This is a genomic window from Pseudomonas massiliensis, assembly GCF_000826105.1.
GTDB lineage: Bacteria > Pseudomonadota > Gammaproteobacteria > Pseudomonadales > Pseudomonadaceae > Aquipseudomonas > Aquipseudomonas massiliensis.
The window spans coordinates 728,316-743,411 of sequence record NZ_CCYK01000006.1 but is presented as its reverse complement, the minus strand read 5'-3'; the positions used below and the strand labels follow the sequence as shown (position 1 = coordinate 743,411).

General features: G+C 62.3%; 14 protein-coding genes. 9 read left to right on the top strand and 5 right to left on the bottom strand.

The genetic code is table 11. The features are described 5' to 3' along the window. Window positions 1-15 precede the first annotated feature (15 nt). Both dapD and BN1188_RS09440 read right to left on the bottom strand, forming a co-directional pair. Complete coding sequence (gene dapD / locus BN1188_RS09445; protein ID WP_040261143.1) at window positions 16-1,050, bottom strand: 2,3,4,5-tetrahydropyridine-2,6-dicarboxylate N-succinyltransferase; 1,035 nt, start codon at window positions 1,048-1,050, stop codon at window positions 16-18. 33 nt (window positions 1,051-1,083) lie between these two features. Next, window positions 1,084-1,431, bottom strand: coding sequence for an ArsC family reductase (locus tag BN1188_RS09440; protein WP_040261449.1), 348 nt, complete (start codon window positions 1,429-1,431; stop codon window positions 1,084-1,086). Between the two features lie 356 nt (window positions 1,432-1,787). Here BN1188_RS09440 and katB point away from each other — a divergent pair, with 356 nt between their 5' ends. Then, entirely contained in the window at window positions 1,788-3,257 is a 1,470-nt protein-coding gene (katB, locus tag BN1188_RS09435) for a catalase KatB (protein WP_052469245.1), read from the top strand. Between the two features lie 63 nt (window positions 3,258-3,320). Next, the gene (locus tag BN1188_RS09430) at window positions 3,321-3,851 is read left to right on the top strand and encodes an ankyrin repeat domain-containing protein (protein WP_408633600.1); all 531 of its coding nucleotides are present in this window, start codon (window positions 3,321-3,323) and stop codon (window positions 3,849-3,851) included. A 141-nt stretch (window positions 3,852-3,992) separates the two neighbouring features. Here the strand turns inward: BN1188_RS09430 and dapC are convergent, their stop codons facing one another. Genes dapC through map form a run of 3 tightly spaced genes read right to left on the bottom strand, consistent with a single transcriptional unit; the run spans window position 3,993 to window position 8,733 of the window. Further along, entirely contained in the window at window positions 3,993-5,192 is a 1,200-nt protein-coding gene (gene dapC / locus BN1188_RS09425) for a succinyldiaminopimelate transaminase (protein WP_040261140.1), read from the bottom strand. A gap of 13 nt (window positions 5,193-5,205) precedes the next feature. After that, window positions 5,206-7,908: a [protein-PII] uridylyltransferase gene (locus BN1188_RS09420; protein ID WP_040261139.1), complete on the bottom strand. Its 2,703-nt coding sequence runs from the start codon at window positions 7,906-7,908 to the stop codon at window positions 5,206-5,208. A gap of 39 nt (window positions 7,909-7,947) precedes the next feature. Next, window positions 7,948-8,733 carry a type I methionyl aminopeptidase gene (gene map, locus BN1188_RS09415; protein ID WP_040261138.1) on the bottom strand — a complete coding sequence of 262 codons (786 nt, stop codon included), beginning with the start codon at window positions 8,731-8,733 and terminating at the stop codon, window positions 7,948-7,950. Between the two features lie 305 nt (window positions 8,734-9,038). Between map and rpsB the strand changes: the two genes are divergently transcribed. The 7 genes from rpsB (at window position 9,039) to ispC (ending at window position 15,048) form a co-directional block, all read left to right on the top strand. After that, window positions 9,039-9,779, top strand: coding sequence for a 30S ribosomal protein S2 (gene rpsB / locus BN1188_RS09410; protein ID WP_040261137.1), 741 nt, complete (start codon window positions 9,039-9,041; stop codon window positions 9,777-9,779). A 154-nt stretch (window positions 9,780-9,933) separates the two neighbouring features. Beyond that, complete coding sequence (gene tsf, locus BN1188_RS09405) at window positions 9,934-10,800, top strand: translation elongation factor Ts (RefSeq protein ID WP_040261136.1); 867 nt, start codon at window positions 9,934-9,936, stop codon at window positions 10,798-10,800. A gap of 167 nt (window positions 10,801-10,967) precedes the next feature. Further along, window positions 10,968-11,711: a UMP kinase gene (pyrH, locus tag BN1188_RS09400; RefSeq protein ID WP_040261135.1), complete on the top strand. Its 744-nt coding sequence runs from the start codon at window positions 10,968-10,970 to the stop codon at window positions 11,709-11,711. Continuing rightward, entirely contained in the window at window positions 11,708-12,265 is a 558-nt protein-coding gene (gene frr / locus BN1188_RS09395) for a ribosome recycling factor (protein WP_040261134.1), read from the top strand. Before pyrH ends, frr begins: the two co-directional genes overlap by 4 nt. 19 nt (window positions 12,266-12,284) lie before the next feature. After that, entirely contained in the window at window positions 12,285-13,040 is a 756-nt protein-coding gene (gene uppS / locus BN1188_RS09390; protein ID WP_040261133.1) for a polyprenyl diphosphate synthase, read from the top strand. Beyond that, the gene (locus tag BN1188_RS09385) at window positions 13,040-13,861 is read left to right on the top strand and encodes a phosphatidate cytidylyltransferase (protein WP_040261132.1); all 822 of its coding nucleotides are present in this window, start codon (window positions 13,040-13,042) and stop codon (window positions 13,859-13,861) included. The genes uppS and BN1188_RS09385 overlap by 1 nt, the downstream gene beginning before the upstream one ends. Then, window positions 13,858-15,048, top strand: a complete 1,191-nt coding sequence (gene ispC / locus BN1188_RS09380) for a 1-deoxy-D-xylulose-5-phosphate reductoisomerase (RefSeq protein ID WP_040261131.1) — start codon at window positions 13,858-13,860, stop codon at window positions 15,046-15,048. Before BN1188_RS09385 ends, ispC begins: the two co-directional genes overlap by 4 nt. Window positions 15,049-15,096: the final 48 nt, after the last annotated feature.

Below are 15,096 nucleotides of genomic sequence, written 5' to 3'. Positions count from 1 at the left end.
CACCCCAGGCTACGATCAGTTGTGGGCGTGCAGCGCTTCGTTCAATTCGATGGCCGACTTGTGGGTCTTGCACTCCACCGCGCCCGTTTCGGAGTTGCGACGGAACAGCAGGTCGTCCTGGCCTGCCAGGTCTCGTGCCTTCACCACCTTCACCAGTTGGTTGGCCTCGTCGAGCAGGGCGACCTTGGTGCCCGCGGTGATGTAGAGCCCGGCTTCCACGGTGTTGCGGTCGCCCAATGGAATGCCGATACCGGCATTGGCGCCGATCAGGCAGCCTTCGCCTACCTTGATCACGATATTGCCGCCGCCGGAGAGGGTGCCCATGGTGGAGCAACCGCCGCCCAGGTCCGACCCCTTGCCAACGAACACGCCCGCCGAAACGCGGCCTTCGATCATGCCCGGGCCTTCGGTACCAGCGTTAAAGTTGACGAAGCCTTCGTGCATGATGGTGGTGCCTTCGCCCACGTAGGCGCCCAGGCGCACTCGCGCCGAGTCGGCGATACGCACGCCGCTCGGCACCACGTAGTCGGTCATCTTCGGGAACTTGTCCACGGAGAACACTTCCAGCAATTTGCCCTTCAGGCGCGCTTCCAGTTGACGCTCGGCCAGCTCGGCCAGGTCGATGGCCCCTTGGCTGGTCCAGGCGACGTTAGGCAATAGCGGGAAGATCCCGGCCAGGTTAAGGCCATGCGGGCGTGCCAGGCGGTGCGACAGCAAGTGTAGCTTCAGGTAGGCCTCGGGAGTGGAGGTCAGAGCGGCGTCTTCGGCCAGTAGGGTGGCGACCAGAGGCTTCTGGCTTTCAGCCAGGCGGGTGAGCAGGGCGGCCTGGGCCGGGTCGATCGCCTTGAGTGCTTCGGCCAGTTGCGAGGCCTGGGTGGTGCTGAAACTGATCGCCTGGTTGCCGCCAGTGTAGCCAAGGGGCTTGGCGACAGCGTCCACCAGCGCGGTGGATGGCCGGACCAGTGGCAGGGCATAGAAGACTTCCAGCCAGGCGCCCTGGCGATTCTGGGTGCCGACGCCGAACGCCAGGCTGAACAGGGTAGTGGACATGCAGTGTTCCTCTTGAAAGGCAGGGCCGGCTGATCAGCTCAGGGCCGCTGCGTAGTGGTCGGGCTTGAAACCCACGAGGGTTCGGTCGCCGAGATCGAGTACCGGACGCTTGATCATCGAAGGCTGGGCCAGCATCAGCTCGATGGCCTTGGCCTGGTCCAGGCCGGCCTTGTCCGCGTCCGGCAGCTTGCGAAAGGTGGTGCCGGCGCGGTTGAGGACAGTCTCCCAACCATGAGCGTCGCACCATTGCCGCAGGTGCTCGCGGTCGATGCCCGAAGTCTTGTAGTCGTGAAAGACGTAGGCGATGCCATGATCATCCAGCCAGCCACGGGCCTTCTTCATGGTGTCGCACGCCTTGATGCCGAAAAGAGTGTAAGCCATGGTAAAGCGGCGACCCAGGGACGCCAGCCTCTGCTCCGGAAAATTGAGGGGTCGTGGATTATGCGGCATCGTACCGGCCCGCGCCATGTTCAAGGCGCCATGGCTCATCGCTGGCTGCCCCGCGCGCGAGTTATAGCGGTAGCTGTGCGTGATTTCCTGAATTTCTGTTTATCAAAACCATAGCGCCTTTCAATTACAGGTTCAGGCACCTCACTCCCTAGGATGAACAGCGATAGACACCGTCACCTGGCGTGGCGATGTCTGGTTTCGACCACAATAATTCCATAGGGAATATCATGAAACTCACTTCCTTGACGGGACAGGCCCTGGGGGCAGTTGCCTTCGGCGCGATTGCCATGACGTCGGTATTTGCCGACACGCTTACCCGCGACAACGGCGCTGCGGTAGGCGATAACCAGAACTCGCAAACGGCCGGCCCCAATGGGCCAACCGTTCTGCAGGATGTACAGCTGATCCAGAAACTGCAGCGTTTCGATCGCGAGCGCATTCCCGAGCGTGTCGTGCATGCCCGCGGTACCGGCGTGAAAGGTGAATTCACGGCCACCGAAGACCTTGGCGAACTGACCAAGGCCAAGGTATTCCGCGCGGGTGAACATACCCCGGTGTTCGTACGCTTCTCCGCGGTGGTACATGGCAACCACTCGCCTGAAACCCTGCGCGACCCGCGTGGCTTCGCCACCAAGTTCTATACGGCCGATGGTAACTGGGACCTGGTGGGCAACAACTTCCCCACCTTCTTCATTCGGGACGCCATCAAGTTTCCCGACATGGTCCACGCTTTCAAGCCGGACCCGCGCACCAACCTGGACGATGACTCCCGCCGGTTCGATTTCTTCTCTCACGTTCCCGAAGCCACGCGTACGCTGACGCTGCTTTATTCCAATGAAGGTACCCCGGCCGGCTACCGCTTCATGGACGGCAATAGCGTACACGCCTACAAGTTCGTCAACGCCAAGGGCCAAGTGCACTATGTGAAGTTCCACTGGAAGAGCCTGCAAGGGATCAAGAACCTCGATCCGGCCCAGGTGGCGCAAGTCCAGTCCAAGGACTACAGCCACATGACCAACGATCTGGTGCAGGCGATCAACAAGGGCGACTTCCCCAAGTGGGACCTGTACATTCAGGTGCTGAACCCCGAAGACCTGGCCAAGTTCGCCTTCGACCCACTCGACGCCACCAAGATCTGGCCTGATGTGCCGGAGCGCAAGGTAGGCCAGATGGTGCTCAACAAGAACGTCGATAACTTCTTCCAGGAAACCGAGCAGGTTGCGATGGCGCCCGCCAACGTCGTGCCTGGCATCGAACCTTCCGAAGATCGACTGTTGCAGGGCCGAGTGTTCTCCTATGCCGATACTCAGCTGTACCGGGTTGGCACCAACGGGCTGAGCCTGCCGGTGAACCGTCCTCGGGTAGCGGTGAACAACGGTAACCAGGACGGCGCGATGAACCTGGGGCACACCACCACCGGGGTCAACTACGAGCCTAGCCGCCTCAATCCTCGCCCGCAGGACGAGAGCGCCCGCTACAGCCAGTTGCCCCTGACCGGTACTACCCAGCAGGCGAAGATCCAGCGTGAGCAGAACTTCAAGCAGGCTGGCGACCTGTACCGTTCCTATAGCCAGAAGGACCGCCAGGACCTGATCCAGAGCTTCGGTGAATCCCTGTCCACCACCGATGCGGAAAGCAAGAACATCATGCTTTCGTATCTGTACAAGGCCGATCCTGAATATGGCACCGGCGTGACCAAGGTTGCCAACGGTGACCTGGCCAAGGTCAAGGCACTCGCCGCCAAGTTGCAAGACTGATAATGGATGGCCCATGTTTCCGGACATGGGCCATGTTTAAGCGAGGTAGGCATGAGAAGGTATATCGCGGCGCTCTGTGTCGCTCTGTGTCTTGGTCCGGCCATGGCGGCTTCACCCGGACCGGAAGATACCCGCGCACAGTTGCGGGCATTGTTTTTCGAGGCTGCCCGCCAGGGCAATACGGACATGCTCGGCGCATTCATCGAGGCAGGGTACGACCTCAACGTTCAGGATGACAAAGGCTATAGCGGGTTGATCCTGGCGGCTTATCACGGCCATCAGCCGGCAGTGGAGCAGTTGCTGGCCGCGGGCGCTGATCCCTGCGCGCAGGATGCTCGTGGCAACACGGCCCTTATGGGCGCCATCTTCAAGGGGGAGCTGGCCATTGCGCGGCGTTTGGTCAATGCCGACTGTTCTCCTGACTTGCGTAATCACAGTGGCCAGACCGCCGCCATGTATGCGGCCCTGTTCCAGCGCGAAGACATTCTGCACGCGCTGGCCGACAAAGGCGCCGACCTGCAGGCTCAGGATGCCTTAGGTAACGACGTGCAATCCCTGGCCAAGGGCGAGTTCAAGGCCGCGCCCCAGCGTTGATCGTTGGCGGGGCCACGCCGGGCGGAAGACAGCCAGGCTGCCGAAAAGCGCTCGATCAGAAAAGCCTTTCGCTAGCTGGCGCTAGCTCCCACCGTGATCACTTCGCTGTCCAGCGAATGAGGTCCAGTTCGAGCATTCGGGTTACGGGCGAGCTTCGATAAAGGCGCGGATGCGCTGGGCCGCCTCGATGCACTCGGCCAGTGGCGCGACCAGTGCCAGGCGTATCCGGTTGGCGCCGGGGTTCACGCCGTTCACCTCTCGGGACAGGTAGGAACCCGGCACTACCGTTACATGCTGCTCGCTGAACAGCTCGCGGCAGAAGGTTTCGTCGCTCATGGGCACGCCTGCCCACAGGTAGAAGCCGCCATCGGGACGCTGAACGTCCAATACCGGCCCAAGAATGTCCAGTACCGCGGCGAACTTCTCGCGATAGAGATCACGGTTGGCGCGTACATGGGTTTCATCCTGCCAGGCCGCGATACTGGCCAGTTGAGTTGGAATCGGCATCGCGCATCCGTGGTAGGTGCGATACAGCAGGAAGGCCTTGAGAATATCAGCGTCGCCGGCTACGAATCCGGAACGCAGGCCGGGCAGGTTGGACCGCTTGGACAGGCTGTGGAACACCACGCAACGCTTGAAGTCCGTGCGCCCCAGGGCCGCGCAGGCGCTGAGCAGGCCAGGCGGCGGCGCGTCTTCGTCGAAGTACAGCTCGCTATAGCATTCGTCGGCGGCGATGATGAAGTCGTGCTCGTCGGCCAGGGCAATCAACGCCTTCAGGGTATCCAACGGAATCAGCGCGCCGGTCGGGTTGCCTGGGGAGCACAGGAACAGCACCTGGCAGCGCGACCAGACTTCGGCCGGCACGGCGGCGAAGTCCGGGTTGAAGCCATGAGTCTGCAGGCAAGGCAGGTAATAGGGCTGGACCCCTGCCAGGATCGCCGCCCCCTCGTAGATCTGATAGAAGGGGTTGGGACTGATGATCAAGCCGTCCCGGTCGCGCTCGGCCACCGCCTGCACGAAGGCGAACAAGGCTTCTCGGGTGCCATTGACCGGCAACACGTGACGCGCCGCGTCCAGCCAGCCCTCGGTCACGCCGAAGCGCTGCCCGCACCATTGTGCGATGGCTTCGCGCAAGGCCGGCAAGCCGGCGGTGGTGGGATAGACGGAGAGCTGGTCCAGATTGTCCGCCAGCGCCTGGGTAACGAAGGCCGGCGAGGCGTGCTTGGGCTCGCCGATCGATAGCGCGATGGGTGCCTTGCCCACTGGTGGCTGGGCGCCGGCCAGCAGGGCGCGGAGCTTCTCGAAGGGGTAGGGCTGCAAATGGCTCAGGGCGTGGTTCATCAGTGGCTCGGGTCTAGATGCTCAGGCGGGTCAATTCGATGCCGGGAGCCTGCTCCACGCTCAACTGCTCGACAATGGCGTCTTGCAGGCGCGCGCATAGCTGCGGGTCCGACAGGGGCTGGTTGTGGGCGTCGGTGAGGAAGAATACATCTTCGACCCGCTCGCCCAATGTGGCGATCTTGGCGTTCTGCAACGACAGATCATATTCCAGGAAGATCTTGCCCAGGCGGGCCAGCAGCCCCGGCCGGTCGGGCGCCCTCAGTTCGAGGATGGTCACCGGCCGCTGGGCGTCGGTGTGGATGATCACCTGAGGTGCGAAGGCGAAATGCTTGAGCTGTCGTGGCACTCGACGCTGGATGATGGTGGGATAGTCGTCAGGATTGCGCAGCGCCTCGTTCAGGCCGTCGCGGATTCGTCGGATTCGCTCCGGATCGTTGCCAATGGAGCCACCGTCGTTGTCCAGCACGATATAGGTGTCCAGGGTGAACTGGCTGCTGGAGGTAATGATGCGCGCGTCATGGATGTTCAGGTTCAACTGGTCCATGGCCGCTACGGTCACCGCGAAGAAATCGTGTTGGTCCGGCGCATAGATGAAGATCTGGGTAGCGCCTTCGAAGTCCCGCTGGGTGGTTTCCCGGATCAGCACCAGGGGGCCGCCGTCGGCGGGCTGCTGGAGGATCGCATCGCTGTGCCAGGCCACGTCAGCGGCCGTGTGGCGCAGGAAATAGTCATCGCCCAGCTGGCTCCACAGCTGCTCGACATCATCCGGGTCGGTGCCACCGCGCACCAGGATGTCGAGCGCCGCGGCCTGGGTCTGGCGAATCTGCTCTTCTCGGTCCAGCGGGTTTTCCAGGCCGCGGCGCAAGGCGCGCTTGGTCTCGGTGTACAGCTGGCGCAGCAGGCTGGCGCGCCAGGAATTCCACAAGCTGGGGTTGGTGGCGTTGATGTCGGCCACGGTGAGCACATAAAGGTAGTCCAGGTGCACTTCGTCCCCAACCAGCTGGGCGAAATCGTGGATCACCTGGGGGTCTGAAAGGTCCTTGCGCTGGGCCGTGGTGGACATCACCAGGTGGTGCTGCACCAGCCAGACGATCAGCCGGCTGTCCCAGGGCGGCAACTGGTGCCGTTCGCAGAAGGCCCGGGCATCTACCGCGCCCAGCTCGGAGTGGTCACCGTTGCGGCCCTTGCCGATGTCATGGTACAGCCCGGCGATGTAGATCAGCTCGGGCTTGGGCAGCCGACACATGACCTTGCTCGCCAGCGGGAACATCTCCGAGACCGGCGTGTATTGCAGCTTGCGCAGATGCTTGATGAGGTTGAGCGTGTGCGCGTCCACGGTATAGATATGAAACAGGTCGTGCTGCATCTGGCCCACGATATGGCCGAACTCGGGCAGGTAACGGCCCAGGATGCCGTAGCGGTTCATCCGCCGCAGGTTGCGATGGATGCCGATCTCGCATTTGAACAGCTCGATGAACAGGCTGGTGTTGCGGATATCGTGGCGGAACTGATCGTCGATCAGGTGACGGTGTTCGCGCAGCAATCGTATGGTGTTGGCCCTGACGCCCTTGATGGCGGGGTTCTGGGCCATCAGCACAAAGATTTCCAGGATGGCGAACGGGAACCGCCTGAAGATGTTTTCGGCGGTGGCCTCGATGTAGCCGTCATGCTGCTGGAAACGCGCAGTGATCGGTTGCAGGCTGGCGCCGGTTTCGTCCGCCAGGATCTCTTCCTCGAAGTGCTGCATGATCAGGTCGCTCAGCTCGGCGATGCGCATGACCACCCGGTAGTACTTTTGCATCAGCGCTTCGATGGCCAGCCTGGCGTTGCTGTCCTGGTAGCCCAGCAGCTCGGCGATGCGCCGCTGGTAGTCGAACAGCAAGCGGTCCTCGGAGCGCCCGGCCAGCATGTGCAGGGCGTAGCGAACCTTCCACAGGAATTCCTGAGAGGCTGCAAGCAGGTCGCTTTCGTTTTCCAGGAGAAAGCCCTGGCCGGCCAGCGCCTGCAGGTTGAGCGTGCCGTATTGGCGCCGGGCTACCCAGAGGATGGTCTGGATATCGCGTAGCCCACCTGGGGAGCCTTTTACGTTGGGCTCCAGGTTGTATTCGGTGTCGTTGTACTTGTGGTGCCGGGCCCGCTGTTCTTCGCGCTTGGCCAGGAAAAAGGCCTTGCTTGGCCACATGCGTTCGGGCGCGGTCACTTCCAGCATCCGCTTGCGCAGCCGCTCGGGCCCGGCGATGGTGCGGCATTCCATCAGGTTGGTGATCACCGTCAGGTCCGCCTGGGCCTCCTGGGCGCATTCGTCCACCGAGCGCACGCTTTGCCCCACTTCCAGGCCAATGTCCCAGAGCAGGGTAAGGAAGCGTTCGATGGAATCGCGGAAGACTTCGTGATCGGCGTGTTCCAGCAGGATCAGCAGGTCGATGTCGGAGTAGGGATGCAGCTCGCCGCGGCCGTAGCCGCCTACCGCAACCAGGGCGATATCGGCTTCATCGCTCCACTCGAACTGGGCCCAGGCCTGTTGCAGGATGTTATCCACGAACCAGGCGCGATCCTCCACCAGGCGGCGTACGTCCCGGCCGCTGGCGAAGCGCGCGTCCAATACCTCGCGAGCTTGCCGGATGGCCTTCTTGAAAGCCGTCACGGGGCTGGCCTTGAGCGCCAGTTCCGCCTGGAACTGGCCGCGATCGAACAATTCCGGATCTACCTGCGGCATCGCTCGCCTTCCTTCTATAGAACCCTTGTCAGGCGCGATTCATCGCGCCGAAGTACGTGCCAGGGTGTCGTCACGGCGCAGCGTGAGGATCTCATAGCCATCAGCTGTCACCAGCACGGTATGCTCCCACTGGGCCGAAAGCTTGCGGTCCTTGGTGATGGCCGTCCAGCCATCGCCCAACAGACGGGTGTCGGCCTTGCCCTGGTTGATCATCGGCTCGATGGTGAAGATCATTCCTTCCTTGAGCACCTCGCCAGTACCGCCCCGGCCGTAATGCAGCACCTGCGGTTCTTCGTGGAAGCCTTTGCCAATGCCGTGGCCGCAGTATTCACGGACTACCGAATAGCCGTTCTTCTCGGCGTGCTTCTGGATGACCTCGCCGATATCTCCCAGGCGCGCGCCAGGACGTACCACTTCGATGCCCTTGTACATGCATTCCTGGGTGACCCGGGAAAGACGTTGCGCCCATTCCGGCACGTTGCCCACATGGAACATGCGGCTGGTGTCCCCGTGGTAGCCATCCTTGATCACGGTGATGTCGATGTTCAGGACGTCGCCATCCTTCAGCGGCTTGTCATTGGGGATGCCATGGCACACCACATGGTTGATGGACGTGCAGATGGACTTGGGGAAGCCCTTGTAGTTGAGCGGGGCGGGGATGGCGTGCTGCTCGTTGACGATATAGTCGTGGCAGATGCGGTCCAGCTCCTCGGTGGTGACCCCTGGCTTGACGTGAGGCTCGATCATTTCCAGCACCTCGGCGGCCAGGCGGCCAGCGACGCGCATCTTTTCGATGTCCTCGGGGGTTTTGATGATAACGGTCATACGGGCTCTCTCGGCACCAGCGGTGCGGGTGAAAAAATTGCAAGGCAGCGATTCTATCATAGGCGCGCGCCCTGCCGTCGGCCGCGCAGGTCGCCCGATCGTATCCCTGGCGTGGAGAAGGCGCCATTGGCGGTTCTCTTTACAGGCCTTTCGTGATATAAAGTGCGCCGCTTTGCGGGGGGTAGCCCTGTAGAGCTCTAACCCACACACGTATCGACACGATGACCTGGGTGCCCGGGCCTTGCGGCCTTGGGTTGGATCATTGGGATGCGTGGAGGCCTAACCCGACTTATCAAGGAACTATCATGTCCCAAGTCAACATGCGCGATATGCTGAAGGCCGGTGTGCACTTCGGCCACCAGACCCGTTACTGGAACCCGAAAATGGGCAAGTTCATTTTCGGCGCGCGCAACAAGATTCACATCATCAACCTGGAAAAAACCCTGCCGATGTTCAACGACGCGCTGAGCTTCGTTGAGAAACTGGCCCAGGGCAAGAACAAGATCCTGTTCGTCGGCACCAAGCGTTCCGCTGGCAAGATCGTCGCCGAGGAAGCCGCACGTTGCGGTTCGCCCTACGTCGACCACCGCTGGTTGGGCGGCATGCTGACCAACTACAAGACCATCCGTCAGTCGATCAAGCGCCTGCGCGACCTGGAAACCCAGGCCGAAGACGGCACCTTCGCCAAGCTGACCAAGAAAGAAGCCCTGATGCGTACCCGCGACCTGGAAAAGCTGGATCGCAGCCTGGGTGGCATCAAGGACATGGGCGGCCTGCCTGACGCGCTCTTCGTCATCGACGTCGAGCACGAGCGCATCGCGATCACCGAAGCAAACAAACTGGGCATTCCGGTCATCGGCGTTGTCGATACCAATAGCAGCCCTGAAGGCGTTGACTACGTGATCCCTGGCAACGACGATGCCATCCGCGCCATCCAGCTGTACATGGGTTCGATGGCTGACGCCGTTATCCGTGGCCGCAACAATGTCGCTGCCGGCACTGGCGAATTCGCCCAGGACGCGACCAGCGAGGCCGTAGAAGGCTGAGTCGACCGCGCCTGAAAATGGCTCGGTAAGCGAAAAGGGGGCTAGGCCCCCTTTTTGCCACCCGTCGAGGCCGTAACAGCCTGGCGGGTCAGAATTTCAATGCCCGTTTCCACGCGGGCGGTATGGCCGAAAACCTGTTCAAGAGGATTTTGAAATGGCAGAAATTACTGCGGCGCTGGTCAAAGAACTGCGCGAGCGCACCGGCGAAGGCATGATGGATTGCAAGAAGGCCCTCACCAAGGCCGGCGGCGACATCGAGAAAGCCATTGACGACATGCGTGCCTCCGGCGCCATCAAGGCTGCCAAGAAAGCGGGCAACGTGGCCGCTGAAGGCGCCATCGCAATCAAGGACGACGGCAAAGCCGCCGTGCTGCTGGAAGTCAACTCCCAGACCGACTTCCTGGCCCTGCAGGACGACTTCAAGGCGTTCGTGGCCGCTGCCGCCGACAAGGCCTTCAGCGACAAGCTGACCACCGTCGAGCCGCTGATCGAAGCCATGGAATCCGACCGCCTGGTGCTGGTTGGCAAGACTGGCGAGAACGTCAACATTCGTCGCCTGGTTCGTGTCGAGGGCGATGTGGTCGGTAGCTACCTGCACGGCAACAAGATCGGCGTGGCAGTTGTGCTCAAGGGCGGCAACGTCGAACTGGCCAAGGACATCGCCATGCACGTGGCGGCCAGCAATCCCGAGTTCCTGCACCCTTCCCAGGTTTCCCAGGAAGCCATCGATCGCGAGAAGGCTGTATTCATGCAGCTGAACGAGGAAAAGATCAAGGGCAAGCCAGAGAACATCGTGGAAAACATGGTGGCTGGCCGTATCAAGAAGTTCCTGGCCGAAGCGAGCCTGGTCGAGCAGGCGTTCGTCAAGAACCCTGAAGTCACCGTAGGCACCCTGGCCAAGCAGGGCGGCGCCGAGATCGTATCCTTCACCTACTTCAAGGTAGGCGAGGGCATCGAGAAGCCGGTCGACAACTTCGCAGAAGAAGTTGCCGCTCAAGTGGCTGCCGCAAGCAAGCAATAAGACAGGTTCCATCTGTCACCCCAGAGAGGCTGCCCGCTCACGCGCGCAGCCTCTTTGTCAAAGTGAAGCCCGCCCGAGCACGGCACGGGGCGGCAGGCGCCGAAAGCGCCATGTTGCAAGCAGGCCAAGGCCTGGAATATTCGAGAACGCCGCAGGAGAGATACGCAATGGCCCAGCAGGTGAGTGGTCGTCAACCTCGCTATAAACGCATTCTGCTCAAGTTAAGCGGCGAAGCCCTGATGGGCTCGGAAGAGTTCGGCATCGATCCGAAGGTACTGGACCGCATGGCTCTCGAAGTCGGCCAGCTGGTCGGCATCGGCGTGCAGGTAGGGCTGGTGATCGGAGGAGGCAACCTGTTCCGTGGGGCGGCCCTGAGCGCGGCCGGCATGGACCGCGTCACCGGCGACCACATGGGTATGCTGGCCACCGTGATGAACGGCCTGGCCATGCGCGACGCCCTGGAACGGTCCAATATCTCCGCCATCGTCATGTCCGCGATCTCCATGGTAGGCGTGACCGATCACTACGATCGCCGCAAGGCCATTCGTCATCTGAATAGCGGCGACGTGGTCATCTTCTCCGCGGGCACCGGCAACCCGTTCTTCACCACCGATTCGGCTGCCTGCCTGCGCGGCATCGAAATAGGCGCTGACGTTGTGCTCAAGGCAACCAAGGTCGACGGGGTGTACACTGCCGATCCGTTCAAGGACCCTCACGCGGAGAAGTTCGACCGCTTGACCTACGACGAAGTACTCGACCGCAAGCTCGGCGTCATGGACCTCACGGCCATCTGCCTGTGCCGTGACCACAACATGCCGCTGCGAGTCTTCAATATGAACAAGCCTGGGGCCCTGCTCAACATCGTTGTGGGCGGTGGCGAAGGCACCCTGATCGAGGAAGGCGAACAATGATCAACGAAATCAAGAAAGACGCGCAGACGCGCATGCAGAAATCCATCGAATCGCTGGATCACGCTTTCGGCCGCATTCGCACGGGCAAGGCCCACCCCAGCATCCTCACTGGCGTGATGGTTCCGTACTATGGGGCTGACACCCCGATCAACCAGGTCGCCAGCGTCACCGTCAAGGACGCCCGTACCCTGCAGGTGGTCGCCTTCGAGCGCAACATGCTTGGCGCGGTGGACAAAGCCATCCAGAACGCCGGCCTGAACCTGAATCCGACCAACCTTGGCGAACTGCTCCTGGTAAACATGCCGCCGTTGACCGAGGAAACCCGCAAGGGCTTCACCAAGCAGGCTCGCGAAGCTGCCGAAGACGCCCGGGTTGCCGTGCGCAACATCCGTCGCGATGCCCTCGGCCAGCTGAAGGACCTGGTCAAGGAAAAGGAAATCAGCGAAGACGAAGAGCGTCGCGCCGCTGATGAAATCCAGAAGCTGACCGACAAGTTCGTGGCCGAGATCGATACTGCAGTGAAGGCCAAAGAAGCCGACCTGATGGCAGTATAAGAAGGAACTGCGCGTTTCCATGGAAAAGACGAAGTGGGTAGCGCCAGCATCCGTTCCGCGGCATGTGGCGATCATCATGGACGGTAACAACCGCTGGGCCAAGAAGCGCCTGCTGCCAGGGGTGGCGGGCCACAAGGCCGGCGTGGACGCGGTGCGCGCCGTGATCGAGGTCTGTGCCGAGGCTCGGGTGGAAGTGCTCACCCTCTTCGCTTTCTCCAGCGAGAACTGGCAGCGGCCCGCCGATGAAGTGGGCGCGTTGATGGAGCTGTTTTTCACCATGTTGCGGCGTGAAGCGCGCCGCCTGAATGAAAACAACATCAGCCTTCGCATCATCGGCGACCGCGGCCGCTTCCATCCCGAGCTGCAAGCGGCCATGGCAGAGGCCGAGGCGCTCACCGCGGGCAACGGTCGGTTCGTGCTGCAGATCGCCGCCAACTACGGGGGGCAATGGGATATAGCCCAGGCGGCCCAGCAGTTGGCGCGCCAGGTCCAGGCCGGGACCCTGCGTCCGGATGAAATTACCCCCGAGCTACTCCAGGGATGCCTGGCAACCGGTGATCTGCCGTTGCCAGACCTGTGCATTCGCACTGGGGGGGAGCATCGCATCAGCAATTTCCTGCTGTGGCAGCTGGCCTATGCTGAGCTGTACTTCTCCGACCTCTACTGGCCGGACTTCAAACACGAGGCCATGCGCAGCGCGCTGGCCAATTTCGCCTCCCGACAGCGTCGCTTCGGCAAGACCAGCGAGCAGATCGAGGCTGGAGCCCGCGCCTGATGCTCAAGCAACGCATTCTTACCGCCCTGGTCCTGTTCCCGTTGGCCTTGTGCGGCTTTTTTCTGCTGGAAGGCGTGGCCTTCGCTCTCTTCATCGGCGCGGTGGTGGTTCTCGGTGCCTGGGAGTGGGCCCGCTTGGCCGGCCTCGAAGGGCAGCCCCAGCGGGGGCTTTTCGCCGTCCTGGTAGCCGCTGGGCTCGTGATATTGTTCCTGGTACCTGGGTTGGCGCCCTGGCTGCTCGGGTTGGCGGTGCTCTGGTGGGCGCTGGCCACCTGGTTGGTACTGACCTATCCCGGCTCCGCGCGGCTCTGGTCGAGCATCGCCTGCAAGCTGCTGGTGGGCTTGCTCGTGCTCCTGCCAGCGTGGGAAGGCCTATGGCTGCTGAAGCAGTGGCCATCCGGGCAGGGGAACTGGCTGATCCTGGCTGTGATGGTGGTGGTCTGGGTGGCGGACATTGGTGCCTATTTTTCCGGGCGCGCCTTCGGGAAGCGCAAGCTGGCGCCTGCCGTCAGCCCTGGCAAGAGCTGGGCGGGGCTCTATGGTGGCCTGGGGATCGCCCTTGCCGTTACGCTGATCACCGGGCTTGTCCGCGGCTGGAGCGGTATGCACGTGCTCGGCGCGCTGCTGACTGTCGCCCTCGTGGTGCTCATTTCGGTGGTGGGAGACCTGACGGAAAGCATGTTCAAGCGTCAGGCAGGCATCAAGGACAGTAGTCAGCTGCTGCCCGGCCATGGGGGGGTGCTGGATCGTATCGACAGCCTTACCGCGGCCGTTCCGGTGTTCGCCGTAGTCTTGTGGGCAACCGGCTGGGGTGCGATGTGAATAGCCGCCAACGTATCACCGTGCTCGGCGCCACTGGCTCGATCGGGCAGAGCACCCTGGATGTCATCGCTCGCCATCCGCACCTGTATGAAATCCATGCCCTGACCGGGTACGCTCGTCTGGATGAGCTGCTGCGCCTGTGTCGGCAACATCGCCCCAGGGTGGTAGTGGTGGCTACCGCCGCCGACGCTGACGCATTCGCGCCCCGGTTGCGCGAACTGGGTCTGGCCACCGATGTGCTGTACGGCGAAGCAGGCCTGTGCGAAGTCGCCTCTGCCAGCGATGTGGATACGGTCATGGCTGCCATCGTTGGCGCCGCCGGTTTGCCGCCTACCCTGGCGGCGGTACGCGCGGGCAAGAAGGTGTTGCTGGCCAACAAGGAAGCGCTGGTCATGTCCGGCGGGCTGTTCATGCAGGCTGTACGTGAGCATGCTGCCGTGTTGCTGCCCATCGATAGCGAGCACAATGCCATCTTCCAGTGCCTTCCGGGCAACTATGCACAGGGGCTGGCCAGGGTAGGGGTGCGTCGTATCCTGCTGACGGCCTCGGGTGGCCCTTTCCGGGAAACCCCACTGGCGGCCTTGGCCGAAGTGACACCGGAGCAAGCCTGCGCGCATCCTAATTGGTCCATGGGGCGCAAGATTTCAGTGGATTCGGCCACCATGGCCAACAAGGGGCTGGAGCTGATCGAAGCCTGCTGGCTGTTCGATGCCCGTCCCGCCCAGGTGGAAGTAGTGGTTCACCCCCAGAGCGTGATCCATTCCCTGGTGGACTACGTCGACGGCTCGGTACTGGCCCAACTGGGCAACCCGGACATGCGCACCCCTATCGCCAATGCCCTGGCCTGGCCCGAGCGGATCGATTCCGGCGTCTCGGCGCTGGACCTCTTCGCCGTCGCCCGCCTGGACTTCCATGCCCCGGACGAAGCCCGTTTCCCGTGCCTGCGCCTGGCGCGAGAAGCGGCCGAGGCGGGTGGGAACGCGCCCGCCTTGCTCAATGCCGCCAACGAAGTGGCCGTGGCCGCATTTCTCGACCGGCGCATCCGCTACACCGAGATCGCGAGCATGATCGAAGCGGTGCTGACGCAAGAGCCCGGGCAGCGCCTTGAAAACCTTGAGGCGGTTTTCGCCGCCGACGACAGGGGGCGACGTTTGGCCGAGCAGTGGTTGACTCGGCGTGGCCGATGAGTTCCGATGACCTCGCTCCGGGCATGAATACAGGCGCCCGGCCGCAGC

Bases quoted from the DNA above. Each gene is read 5' to 3' on its own strand.
- BN1188_RS09385 (WP_040261132.1), top strand. From the start codon at position 13,040: ATGCTCAAGCAACGCATTCTTACCGCCCTGGTCCTGTTCCCGTTGGCC.
- map (WP_040261138.1), bottom strand. From the start codon at position 8,733: ATGACCGTTATCATCAAAACCCCCGAGGACATCGAAAAGATGCGCGTC.
- tsf (WP_040261136.1), top strand. From the start codon at position 9,934: ATGGCAGAAATTACTGCGGCGCTGGTCAAAGAACTGCGCGAGCGCACC.
- frr (WP_040261134.1), top strand. From the start codon at position 11,708: ATGATCAACGAAATCAAGAAAGACGCGCAGACGCGCATGCAGAAATCC.
- BN1188_RS09440 (WP_040261449.1), bottom strand. From the start codon at position 1,431: ATGGCTTACACTCTTTTCGGCATCAAGGCGTGCGACACCATGAAGAAG.
- uppS (WP_040261133.1), top strand. From the start codon at position 12,285: ATGGAAAAGACGAAGTGGGTAGCGCCAGCATCCGTTCCGCGGCATGTG.
- pyrH (WP_040261135.1), top strand. From the start codon at position 10,968: ATGGCCCAGCAGGTGAGTGGTCGTCAACCTCGCTATAAACGCATTCTG.
- dapD (WP_040261143.1), bottom strand. From the start codon at position 1,050: ATGTCCACTACCCTGTTCAGCCTGGCGTTCGGCGTCGGCACCCAGAAT.
- katB (WP_052469245.1), top strand. From the start codon at position 1,788: ATGACGTCGGTATTTGCCGACACGCTTACCCGCGACAACGGCGCTGCG.
- BN1188_RS09420 (WP_040261139.1), bottom strand. From the start codon at position 7,908: ATGCCGCAGGTAGATCCGGAATTGTTCGATCGCGGCCAGTTCCAGGCG.
- dapC (WP_040261140.1), bottom strand. From the start codon at position 5,192: ATGAACCACGCCCTGAGCCATTTGCAGCCCTACCCCTTCGAGAAGCTC.
- rpsB (WP_040261137.1), top strand. From the start codon at position 9,039: ATGTCCCAAGTCAACATGCGCGATATGCTGAAGGCCGGTGTGCACTTC.